Source organism: Caulobacter sp. ALps2, assembly GCF_058681635.1.
Map to the genome: position 1 here is coordinate 2,735,643 of NZ_CM178743.1, position 11,787 is coordinate 2,747,429.

Consider the following 11,787-nt stretch of genomic DNA (forward strand, 5'->3'; position numbering starts at 1 on the left):
CGGGTCATGACGCAGTCTTAATGGCGTTTGGCCCGAACGGCTGCGCTTGCGGCCGATTTTTCTGCAAACCTTTTCCGAGAATGAGGGATCGCGATGAGCGAGTTCCATGAGGCGCGCCTGCCCGCGCGCCTGGCGTTCGGCTGCACGGGCGGGATCGAGCGGCGCACCGACATCGTCGCCCTGGCGTCCGGCTTCGAGCGGCGCACCAGTCCGTGGTCGTTCGGCCGTCGCCGCTACCTGATCGCCACCAGCGCCCGGCCGCTGGACGAGGTGGCCGAGCTGATGGCGTTCTTCGAGGCGCGGGGCGGGCGGTTGGCGGGGTTCCGCTTCCGCGATCCGACGGACTTCAAGTCGTGTGTCCCTTCGGCGCTGCCGGCGATGGGCGACCAGGCGATCGGGACCGGCGACGGGACGCGGAAGACGTTCCAGCTGGTGAAGTCGACCCGGATCATCGCCAAGCCGGTGGTCGGCACCGTGAAGGTCGCCGTGGCGGGTGTCGTCGCGCCGTTCAGCGTGGATACGACCACGGGCCTTGTGACCCTGAACGCCGCGCCGGCCATCGGGGCGGCGGTGACGGCGGGGTTCGAGTTCGATACGCCGGTGCGCTTCGATCTGGACCGGCTGGACGTGACCCTGGAGGGTTTCGCCGCCGCGCGGGTGAGCGCCTGCGCGCTGGTCGAGGTGCGGGTCTGATGCGCGCGCTTCCCGAAGGCCTGGACGTTGGCCGGCTGTGCCAGGCCTGGATCGTCACGCGGGTGGATGGTGTGAAGCTGGGCTTCACCGACCACGACCGCGACCTGGTGGTCGACGGCGTGATGTGCCGCGCCGGCGGCGGCTGGAGCCCCGGCGCGACCGAGACCGCCGCTGGTTATGCGCCAGGGCAGGGCGCGGCCTTGGGCGTGCTGGACGACGACGGTGTCACCGAAGCGGATCTGGCGGCCGGGCTCTATGACGGCGCCAGGGTCGCGGCGCTGCGCGTCGACTGGAGCGCGCCGAGCCGGCTGGTGCGGCTGTGGACGGCGACGATCGCGGCGGTGTCGCGGGAGGGGGAAGCGTTCACGGCGACGCTCGCCGGGCCGTTGGCCGAGCTGGAGCGGGTGGCGGGGCGGACGTTCACGCGGCTGTGCGACGCGCGGCTTGGCGACGCCCGGTGCGGGATCGCGGCGGCCCCCGGCGCGGTGTGCGACAAGCGCTGGGCGACGTGTGTGGGGACGTTCGGGAATGGGGTGAACTTCCGGGGTTTCCCGACGGCGCCGGGGGAGGATTTCCTGACGCTGTACCCGGTCGAGGGCGAGCGGAACGACGGGGGAAGGCGGTGAGCGCCTTGAGCGCCTCCGATCTCCGCTCCCCCGCTGGGGGAGCTGTCGCGGAGCGACCGAGGGGGCATCGCCGGTCTACCCCGAGCTGCCCCCTCCGGCCCTCCGGGCCACCTCCCCCAGCGGGGGAGGAGATTATTAGGCGCACCCGCCTCTGGCTCGGCACCCCCTACCGCCACCAGGCCTCCACCCTGCATGCCGGCTGCGACTGCCTGGGTCTGATCCGCGGCGTGTACCGCGCCCTGCACGGCGCCGAGCCCGAACCGCCGCCGCCCTACCGCCCCGACTGGGCCGAGACCGGCGGGCGCGAGCTGCTGCTCGAAGCCTTGTCCCGCTGGCTGATCCCCGTCCAAGACCCCCAACCCGGCGACGTCCTCGTCTTCCGCATGGCCCCTGGCGCGGTCGCCAAGCACTGCGCGATCCAGTCCGGCCCCGAGCGCATGATCCACGCCTATTGGGGCCGGGCGTGCGTCGAGAGCGTGCTGGGGCGCTGGTGGCGCGAGCGCCTGGTCGCCGCCTTCCGCTTTCCCCCGAACCAGGAGCCCGCATGGCCCAGATGATCCTCTCCAGCGTTGGCGCGGCGATCGGCGGGCCGATCGGGGGCGTGGCCGGCGCGGTGCTGGGCGGCCTGGTCGACCAGGCGGCGATCAGCGCCCTGACCCCGGCGCGCCAGGTCGGTCCGCGCATTCCCGAGCTGCGCCTGACCGGCGCCGCCGAGGGGGCGGCCCTGCCTTGCGTGTTCGGTCGCGCCCGCGTCGGCGGCCAGGTGATCTGGGCCGCGCGCTTTCGCGAGAAGCGCATCGAAGGGCGGGTCGGCGGCTCCAAGGGCCAGAAGACGGCCAGCTACGCCTACAGCCTGTCATTCGCGGTGGCGGTGGCGGAAGGTCCCATCGATGGCGTCGGCCGGGTCTGGGCCGACGGCAAGGCCATGGACATGACCGCCGTGACCATGCGCGTGCATCGCGGGACCGAAGACCAAGCGCCCGACCCGCTGATCACGGCGATCGAGGGCGCGGCCCCGGCCTATCGCGGCGTGGCCTATGTGGTGTTCGAGGATCTGCCGCTCGAGCCTTACGGCGCCCGCCCGCCGCAGCTGTCGTTCGAGGTCTTCCGCCGCCCGCGCGCGCCCGGGACCCTGGGCCTGGAAGAACGCCTGAAGGGCGTGTGCCTGATCCCCGGCGCGGGCGAGTTCGTCTACGCCACCGAAGCGGTCCTGCGCCGCGAGGGCCTGACCCGCACGGCCTCGGAGAGCGTGCACAACGCCGAGGGCCGGCCCGACATCGTCGTGGCGCTGGATCAGCTTCAAGCCCAGCTGCCGAACGTCGACCACGTCACCCTGGTGGTCAGCTGGTTCGGGACCGACCCGCGTTGCGGCCAGTGCCAGATCAAGCCGGGTGTCGAGGGCGCGACCAAGGACACCCTGCCGATCACCTGGAGCGTCGCGGGCGTCGACCGCGCGGGCGCCCACCTGATCTCGCTGAAGGACGGCGCCCCGGCCTATGGCGGCACGCCGGCCGACGCGGTGGTGCTGCAGGCCATCGCCGAGCTGAAGCGGCGCGGGCTGAAGGTGACGCTGTACCCGTTCATCCTGATGGACACGCCGAGCTACCCGTGGCGCGGCCGGATCACCTGCGAGGCCGGGACCGACGGTACGGCGTCCGCGACGGCCCAGGTGAACGCCTTCTTCGACGGGACCTGGGGCCTGCGCCGCATGGTGCTGCACCAGGCCAGCCTGGCGGTCCAGGCCGGCGGCGTGGACGGCTTCGTCATCGGCTCGGAGCTGCGCGGCGTGACCACGGCGCGCGGCGCGGGCGGGACCTATCCGGCGGTCGCCAAGCTGAAGAGCCTGGCCGCCGAGGCGCGCGCGGTGATCGGTCCGACGACCAAGCTGGGCTACGCGGCCGACTGGAGCGAATATTTCGGCCACCAGCCCGGCGGCGGCCACGCCGTCTTCCACCTGGACCCGCTGTGGGCCGATCCGAACATCGATTTCGTCGGTGTCGACTGGTACCCGCCGGTCACCGACTGGCGCGAGGGCGAGACCCACCTGGACGCCGTCGCCGGCTTTGGCGGTCCGCACGATCCGGACTATCTGCGCGCCGGCCTCTCGGGCGGCGAGGCGTTCGACTGGTTTTACGCCAGCCAGGCCGCCCGCGACGCCCAGACCCGCGGCCCGATCACCGACGGCGCTTATGGCGAGCCGTGGATCTGGCGGGCCAAGGACCTGAAGGCCTGGTGGAGCAACCCGCACCACGACCGGCCGGGTGGTGTCCGTTCGACGACCCCCACGGCCTGGATCCCGAAGTCCAAGCCCATCCGCCTGACCGAGTTCGGCTGCCCGGCCGTCGACAAGGGCGCCAATTCGCCGAATCTCTTCATCGACCCCAAGAGTTCCGAGAGTTTCCTGCCGCCCTATTCGACCGGCGAGCGCGACGATTTCGGCCAGCGGCGCTATCTGGAAGCCGTGCTGGCCTGGCTGGAGGAACCGGCCGCCAATCCGGCCTCGCCGGTCTATGGCGGGTCGATGATCGAGGCCGCCAGCGCCTGGTGCTGGGACGCGCGGCCGTTCCCGGACTTCCCGGCCCGGTCGGACGTCTGGAGCGACGGCGGCAACTGGGTGCTGGGTCACTGGCTGACCGGCCGGGCCGGCGTCGCGCCGCTGCCGGAACTGATCCAGGCCCTGGGCGCGCGGGTCGGGGTCACCATCGATCCCGGCGAGGCGGGCGGGGCGGTGGGCGGTTATGTCGTCGACCGGCCGATGCGCCTGCGCGACGCCCTGGCGCCCCTGACCGAGGCTTTCGCCCTGGATCCGGTCGAGCGCGGCGACCACGTGAAGATGCTGGCCCGCGCGGGCCGTGCGATCGCTACGCTCGACGTCGACGACCTGGCCCTGCCCGACGACGGCCCGTCAGAGACCCACAGCCGCGTGCTCGACCCCGCCGCCGGGGCCCTGCGCCTGCGCTTCATCGATGCGGCCCGCGACTACCAGGTCGGGGCGCTGGTCGTGCGGCGCGAGGCGGGGCAGGGGACCCGAGACGCCGACGCCCCGATCGTGCTGGCGGCCGCCGAGGCCCAGGCCGTGGCCCAACGCATGCTGGCCGCCGATGAAGCCGCCCGCCGGGCTCGCATCGTGCGCCTGTCGCCCTCGGCCGCCCTGCGCCTGGAGGCCGGCGACCGCCTGTCCGTCGAGGGTGAAACCTGGCGGGTGCAACGCCTTGACCTCGACGAGCGGCCGCGCGCCACCCTGGTTCCGGTGCTGAAGGGCGTCGGCGTGCCGGGCGGCGTCGACTGGACCCCGGCCCCGCCCCGCGATCCGGCCGCCCCGCCGGTGCTGCACGTGCTGGACCTGGCTTCCGATGGCGCGCTGTCGGACGACGCCCGGCCCCTGGTCGCCGCCGCCTGCGAGCCATGGCGGCCGCTGGACGTCCACGCCGGCGCCGGCGTCGAGACCTTGAAGGTCCGCGCTCGCCTGGCCGAGCCCGCGACCCTGGGCCAGACCCTGACCGATCTGCGGCCGGCCTCGCCGCATCGCCTGGACCGCGGCCGTCTGACCGTGCGGATGGAGGGCAAGGCCCTCTCCTCCGCGCTCCTGGCCGCCGTGCTGGCCGGCGACAACGCCCTGGCGGTCCGAGCGGCGTCCGGCGACTGGGAGGTCATCGCCTTCCAGACCGCCGAGCTGGTCGCGCCCGATACCTGGACGCTGTCGGGCCTGCTGCGCGGCCAGCGTGATGGCGCGGCGACCGAAGTCGTGATCCCGGCGGGCGCGCCCGTGGTGCTGCTGGACGAAGCCGTGGCGCCGATGGAGGTGGCCGCCTTCGAGCGTGGGACGCCGCTGATGGTCCGCGCCGCGCCGGCCGGCGGACCCCCGGCGGGGTCGGCCATGACCGAGGTCTCCGCTGTCTGGACCGGCCGCGCCCTGCGCCCACTGGCGCCGGCCCATCTGCGCCAGCGCCTGACCGCCGGCGACCTGCGCCTGACCTGGATCCGCCGCGCCCGGGTCGGCGGCGATGTCTGGGAGGGCGAGGTCCCCCTGGGCGAAGGTTCGGAGCGCTATCGCATCCGTGTGCTGGACGGCGCGATGGTGTTGCGGGAGGCGGTGGTCGAGACGCCGACCTTCACCTACACAGCCGCGATGCGCGCGGCCGATACGCCCTCGGCCGCGGCTCGGATCGAGGTCGTTCAGGGCGGCGCTCTGTACGGTTGGGGCGACGTTGCGACATCAGGTCTGTTGTAAATGAGCCACATAGGCTCTTGCGCGGCGCTCAGGACGTTCTAGATGGAAGGCGGTACCCACTTGCCCGCTTCTTTGAAGGACACTCCTTGGCCCGCGACCCGTATCTGGAACTCGGCGTTTCCCGCACCGCGACCGCGGACGAGATCCGCAAGGCGTTCCGCAAGCTGGCCAAGCAGCACCATCCGGACGCCAATCCGGGGGACAAGAAGGCCGAGGAGAAATTCAAGCAGGTCAGCGCCGCCTTCGACATCGTCGGCGACGCCGAGAAGCGCAAGAAGTTCGACCTGGGCCAGATCGACGCCGACGGTCGCGAGACCTCGCGCGGCTTCGGCGGCCAGCCTGGCAACGGCCCGTTCAACGCCGGCGGCTTCGGTCGCGGCGGCTTCCACCGTGAAGAGGGCCCGGAGATCGATCTCTCCGATCTGTTCGGCGGCATGTTCAACCAGGGCGGCGGCGGACGCGGTCCGTTCGGCGGCGGCGCCGGCGGCGCGGGCTTCTCGACCAAGGGCGCCGACATCAAGGCCCGCCTGGACATCGACCTGGAAGAGGCGATCAAGGGCGGCAAGAAGCGCGTGGCCTTCTCGGACGGCCGCACGATCGACGTCAGCATCCCGGCCGGCGCCCAGGAAGGCCAGACCCTGCGCCTGAAGGGGCAGGGCGGTCCCGGTCGTGGCGGCCAGGGCGACGCCCTGATCGAGCTGGCCATCAAGCCGCACCCGATCTATCGCCGCGAAGGCGACGCGCTGGTCATGGACTTGGCCGTCTCGATCCCGGACGCGGTGCTGGGCGGCAAGGTCGAGGCCCCGACGCCCGACGGCAATGTCATGCTGAACGTGCCCAAGGGCAGCAACAGCGGCCAGACCCTGCGTCTGAAGGGCCGTGGCATGCCCGACGCCAAGGGCAAGCGCGGCGACCTCCTGGCCAAGCTGATGGTCACCCTGCCCGAGGCCGTCGATGAGGACCTGGAAAAGTTCGCCCAGGCCTGGCGCGACCAGAAACCGTACACGCCCAAGCGGAAGTAGGGGCTCGGGCGCTTCCAAGTCTTGCCTCCAAGCCCTACCCGTTTTAGGGGAATTATAGGCTTCAGATAACGGCGTCGGGTCGGCTTCCATGATTGTGGTCAGCATACTGGCGCTTCTGCAGGTCGCCGCGCCGCTTCAAGAGACACCGGTTTCCCCCGCGCCGCCCGAAAGCGAGCAGACGGGGCTGCTCGACAGCCTGGTGGTCCGGGCGACGCGGGGCAAGGCCGAGGGGCCGGCCCAGCCCGAACTGACCCTCGACGCCTCCGAGATCCAGGCCACGGGCGCTAGCACGGTGCAGGATCTCGTGAACCTGCTGGCGGCCGAGATCAGCACGGGCGATCCGGACAGTCCGCCGCCGATCTATCTGGCGAATGGCCGGCGCATCTCGGGGTTCCAGGAGATCAGCGGCCTGCCCAGCCAGGCGATCGAGCGCATGGACGTGCTGCCGCCGGCTTCCGCCATCGCCTACGGCTACCGGCCCAACCAGAAGGTCGTGAACTTCGTCCTCCGCAAGCGCTTCCGCTCGGCCGCCGTCGAGGTCGAGGAGGTCGCCACGACGGCTCCCGGTCGTACCGTGGAGCGCTTCGACGGGGATCTGTTCCGTCTGGCCGGCGACGAGCGCACCACGGTCGGCCTGGACTGGCGCCAGGAGTCGACCCTGTTCGAGGCCGAGCGCGACATCTATCGCGCCCCGTCCGCGACCTCGCCCTACGGCCTGGTCGGCAATGTGGCGGCGACCACGTTCGGGCGCGAGATCGACCCGGCGCTGTCGGCCCTGGCCGGGGGAGCCGTGACGGTGGCCCGCGCGCCCGACGCGGCCTGGGACGGCGTCGTCTCGCTGGCGAGCTTCGCGGCCGGCGCCGGTGATCCGGAGCTGTCAGGCGTCACGGCCAACCGTAGTCTTTTGCCGTCGCTCGGGCTGGGGAACTTCAAGGCCGCGATCACCCGAGATCTCGCCCGCAAGGTCAGCGTCACGGTCAGCCTCGTCCTGGAGGACGCCCAACGCACCAGCTTCCTGGGGCTGCCCGCCACCTCGGTGCGGCTGCCGGCCGGCGGTCCCTTCTCGCCGTTCGCGAGCGACGTCACGGTCTATCGTTACCTGGACGCCCCGTGGTCGCAGCTGCGGACGCAGGACAATTTCAAGGGCCAGCTGGCCATGGCCGCCAACGGTTATGTCGGTGACTGGCGCTGGTCGCTGACCAGTAACTACGATCGCAATGACAGCGAGACGACGACGGGCCGGGGCGTCGACAGCGCCCCGTGGAAGGCGGCGATCGCGGCCCGTGATCCCGAGGTCAATCCGTTTGGTCCGGTCTCCCGCGCCCTGCTGAAGATCAACGCCCGCGACGTCGCCAAGTCGAAATCCCGCGCCGCCAAGGCCGAGCTGGTCCTGAACGGCGACGTCGCCGAGATGCCGGCTGGCCGCGTCTCCTCGACCGTCAAGGTCGGCGGCGAGCGGGTCGAGCAGACCTCCGACGCCCTGCGCAACGGCGCGCCGATACGCAGCAACTACGACCGCCGCACCCTGTCGGTGCACGGCGACATCGATGTGCCCCTGGCCAGCCGTTCGCATGATGTGCTGCCGGTGCTGGGCGAGCTGACCGCCAGCGTCAACGCCGGCTACAATGTCGAGACCTTCAAGGACCGTCTGGCGATGGGCGCGGGTCTGAACTGGTCGCCGGACAAGTTGGTCAGCGTCAATCTCAGCCTGAGCGAGGAGCAGTCGGCGCCCAACGCCAACCAGATCGTCGACCCCGTGGTGCAGACCCCCAGCGTGACGGTGTTCGACTTCAGCAACGGCCAGAGCGTGACGGTCAGCCGGACAGAGGGCGGGAACAAGAGCCTGGAGAACGATCGCCGCCGCACGCTGCGGGCCGGGGTCAACCTGCGGCCGGTCGGACGCGACGGCGGTCCCACCCGCCTGACGGTCAACGCCAACTATGTCCGCACCCATATCGAGGATCCGATCTCGAACTTCCCGGTCATCACCCCGGCGCTGGAAGCGGCCTTCCCCGAGCGGTTCACCCGCAACGCCGATGGCGTGCTGACGGCCATCGATAGCCGGCCGCTGAACTTCGACGCCATCGACCGCGAGGAGCTGCGCGGCGGCCTCAACCTGACCCGCTTCATCGGTCGCCCCAAGAAGGGCGCGCCCAAGGGGACCAAGCCAGATCCCAAGAAGGTCGGTCAGGTGCAGCTGTCGGTGAATTACACCCTGCGCCTGCGCGACGAGACCACCCTGCGCCAGGGCCTGGCGCCGCTGGACCTGTTGAACGGCGCCAGCACCAGCCGCCGGGGTCAGCCGCGCGAGGAGCTGAACTTCCGCGTCAACGCCTTCCGCCAGGGTGTGGGCGTCAACGTCAACGGGGCCTGGCGCGGCGGCAGCGTCATCGACGCGGGCCCCACCACGGGCGCCCTGCGTTTCGACGATCAGACCACGGTGAACCTGTCGGCCTTCTACGAGGTCCCGCGCGACGTGAAGGCCGGCCCCGCCTCCAGCTGGCTGGCCGGTGCTCGGGTCACCCTGGCCGCCGACAACCTCTTCTACAGCCGCCCCGTCGTCAGGGACGCCAGAGGCGCCACGCCCCAGGCCTACCAGCCCGACTATCTCGACCCGCTGGGCCGGACGGTGAAGCTGACTCTGCGGAAGAGTCTGATCGCGCTGTGACCGCTGCCGACGGAACTGGACCGGTCGGTTCGTTCCGAGCGTGTCTATCCGTGACAGAACGTCGCGGCCCGTTCATAACCCCTGCGTTCAGTCTCCATTCAGCCGAGGTCCGTTAGACCCGAAAGCATGAAAACGATCCGCGTCCTTCTCGTCGCCGCCGCGCTGGTCGCCGCCCTTCCGGGCGCGGCGTCGGCGCAGCGTCACGACCGTGGTCCCGACTCGCTGGGCGCCGACTGGCGCGCGCAGTCGGACCAGGCGCGTGGCGGCGTGCAGTCGGGTCGCCTGGTGCCTTTGGGTCGCGTGATCCAGATGATCGCCGCGCGCGTGCCCGGCCGAGTGCTGGACGCTGGCCTTGAAGGCCGCAACTACCGGGTCCGCTGGGCCGCCGCCGACGGCCGCCGCATCGACTTCATCGTCGACGCCGAGACCGGCCAGATCATCAGCGGCGGCTAAACACGGTTTAGGAGTCTCCATGCGTATCCTGCTCGTCGAGGACGATCCTGATCTGTCGCGTCAGCTGAAGCTGACCCTGGGTGACGCCGGCTATGCCGTCGACCACGCTCCCGATGGCGAGGAAGCCCAGTATCTGGGTGAGAACGAGCCTTATGACGCGGTGATCCTGGACCTTGGCCTGCCCAAGGTGGACGGCGTCTCGGTGCTGGAGCGCTGGCGCCGGGGCAATGTCGCCACGCCGGTGCTGATCCTGACCGCGCGCGGCGCCTGGAGCGACAAGGTCGCCGGGTTCGACGCCGGGGCCGACGACTATCTGGCCAAGCCGTTCCACACCGAGGAGCTGCTGGCCCGCCTGCGCGCCCTGCTGCGCCGCTCGGCCGGCCATGCCGCGCCGTCGCTGTCGTGCGGCGCGCTGCGCCTGGACCCGCGCGCCGCCCGCGCCAGCGTCAATGGCGAGCCGCTGCGCCTGACCTCGCTGGAATACCGCCTGCTGCACTACATGATGATGCACCAGGGCCGGGTGATCGGCCGCACCGAGCTGGTCGAGCACCTGTACGACCAGGACTTCGACCGCGACAGCAACACCATCGAGGTGTTCATCGGCCGCCTGCGCAAGAAGCTGGGCGCCGACCGCATCGAGACCGTCCGCGGCCTGGGCTATCGCCTGACCCCGCTCGAGGGCGAGGCGACCGCCTAACCCGATGCTGGACCTTCGCCGCCGATCACTGGTCCGACGGCTGGTGCTGATCGCCGGCGGCTGGACGCTGCTGGTCGTGCTGGTGGCGGGGATCTTCCTGACCGCCCAGTTCCGTGACGCGGCGATCCGCCGGTTCGACCAATCGCTGGCGGTGCTGACCGACGATCTTTACGCCGGCTCGACCGTCGAGAGCGGCCAGCTGCGCGCGCCGTTCCTGACCGACATCCGGGCCACGCGGGTCTATTCCGGCCGCTACTGGGTCATCCTGGACAAGTCGCCAGACGGGGCGATGACGCCCGTCGTGCGCTCCCGCTCGCTGTTCGACAGCGACCTGATGCTGTCGTCGGTGCAGATCGACCAGCTGGAAGCCGCGCCGGGCAAGACCCAGTATTTCGACCTGCGCGGCCCGCAGGACAAGCCGCTGCGCGCCGCCGCCATCCAGGCCCGGCTGCCGGGCTACGCCGATCCGGTGGTGTTCCTGGCCGCCGAGGACCGCTCGCCGATCGACGCGGACGCCGATCGTTTCGCCGGCACCACGGCCGTCGCCCTGTTGATCCTGGGCTTTGGCCTGATCCTGGCGGTGGTGGTGCAGGTGCGTTTTGGCCTGCAGCCGCTGTTTCGCCTGCGCCGCGAAGTGGCCTCGGTCCGGCGCGGCAAGGCCGAGCGGCTGGCCGACGACTATCCCGAAGAGCTGGAGCCGCTGTCGCGCGAGCTGAACGCCCTGCTGGCCCACAATCAGGAGGTCGTCGAGCGCCAGCGGACCCACGTCGGCAACCTGGCCCACGCCCTGAAGACGCCGCTGTCGGTGATGCTGACCGAGGCCAGCCAGCAGCCGGGCCAGTTGGCCGAGGTGGTCGAGCGCCAGGCCCAGACCATGCGCGAGCAGGTCGACCACCACCTGCGCCGGGCCCGCGCCGCCGCTCGCTCCCAAACCTCGGGCGAACGCACGCCGGTCGAGCCGATCCTGGACGAGCTGGCCGTGACGCTTGAGCGGATCTTCCAGGACAAGTCGGACGGCCGGGGCGTCGAGATCGATTGGCGCTGCCCCGAGGATCTGGCCTTCCAGGGCGAGAAGCAGGACTTCATGGAACTGGCCGGCAATGTCATGGAGAACGCCGGCAAGTGGTGCCGGGGCAAGATCCGCGCCGACGCCGCGCCGTCCGGCGAGGGGCGCATGCTGCTGACCGTCGACGATGATGGTCCCGGCCTGCCGCCCGAGGAACGAGCTCAGGCCCTGAAACGTGGTCAGCGACTCGACGAGAACGCCCCTGGCTCAGGCTTGGGCCTCTCGATCGTCGACGAGCTGGCCCGGGCCTATGGCGGCTCGGTCCAGCTTGGTGAATCACCCCTGGGCGGATTGCGCGTCACGCTCGACCTGCCGCGCGCCGAATCGTAAC

9 protein-coding genes are annotated in these 11,787 nt (G+C 71.2%); all 9 read left to right on the plus strand.

Annotated elements, in window-relative coordinates; translation table 11 throughout:
• The first annotated feature begins 93 nt into the window (after positions 1 to 93).
• The 9 genes from ACW173_RS13040 (at position 94) to ACW173_RS13080 (ending at position 11,786) form a co-directional block, all read left to right on the plus strand.
• Positions 94 to 693, plus strand: a complete 600-nt coding sequence (locus ACW173_RS13040) for a phage distal tail protein, Rcc01695 family (RefSeq protein ID WP_492080436.1) — start codon at positions 94 to 96, stop codon at positions 691 to 693.
• A complete protein-coding gene (locus tag ACW173_RS13045; protein WP_492080437.1) occupies positions 693 to 1,319 on the plus strand; it encodes a phage/gene transfer agent baseplate hub protein in 627 nt (208 codons plus the stop codon). Before ACW173_RS13040 ends, ACW173_RS13045 begins: the two co-directional genes overlap by 1 nt.
• Positions 1,316 to 1,876: an NlpC/P60 family protein gene (locus tag ACW173_RS13050; RefSeq protein ID WP_492080438.1), complete on the plus strand. Its 561-nt coding sequence runs from the start codon at positions 1,316 to 1,318 to the stop codon at positions 1,874 to 1,876. Before ACW173_RS13045 ends, ACW173_RS13050 begins: the two co-directional genes overlap by 4 nt.
• Positions 1,864 to 5,550: a baseplate multidomain protein megatron gene (locus ACW173_RS13055; RefSeq protein WP_492080439.1), complete on the plus strand. Its 3,687-nt coding sequence runs from the start codon at positions 1,864 to 1,866 to the stop codon at positions 5,548 to 5,550. The genes ACW173_RS13050 and ACW173_RS13055 overlap by 13 nt, the downstream gene beginning before the upstream one ends.
• Positions 5,551 to 5,636: 86 nt before the next feature.
• Positions 5,637 to 6,572 carry a DnaJ C-terminal domain-containing protein gene (locus ACW173_RS13060; RefSeq protein ID WP_492080440.1) on the plus strand — a complete coding sequence of 312 codons (936 nt, stop codon included), beginning with the start codon at positions 5,637 to 5,639 and terminating at the stop codon, positions 6,570 to 6,572.
• A gap of 88 nt (positions 6,573 to 6,660) precedes the next feature.
• Entirely contained in the window at positions 6,661 to 9,240 is a 2,580-nt protein-coding gene (locus tag ACW173_RS13065) for a porin family protein (RefSeq protein WP_492080441.1), read from the plus strand.
• Positions 9,241 to 9,366: 126 nt separating this feature from the next.
• Positions 9,367 to 9,693 carry a PepSY domain-containing protein gene (locus tag ACW173_RS13070; protein WP_492080442.1) on the plus strand — a complete coding sequence of 109 codons (327 nt, stop codon included), beginning with the start codon at positions 9,367 to 9,369 and terminating at the stop codon, positions 9,691 to 9,693.
• Between the two features lie 19 nt (positions 9,694 to 9,712).
• A complete protein-coding gene (locus tag ACW173_RS13075; RefSeq protein ID WP_454714518.1) occupies positions 9,713 to 10,390 on the plus strand; it encodes a response regulator transcription factor in 678 nt (225 codons plus the stop codon).
• A 4-nt stretch (positions 10,391 to 10,394) separates the two neighbouring features.
• Positions 10,395 to 11,786, plus strand: a complete 1,392-nt coding sequence (locus ACW173_RS13080; protein ID WP_492080443.1) for an ATP-binding protein — start codon at positions 10,395 to 10,397, stop codon at positions 11,784 to 11,786.
• The last annotated feature ends 1 nt before the right edge of the window (position 11,787 follow it).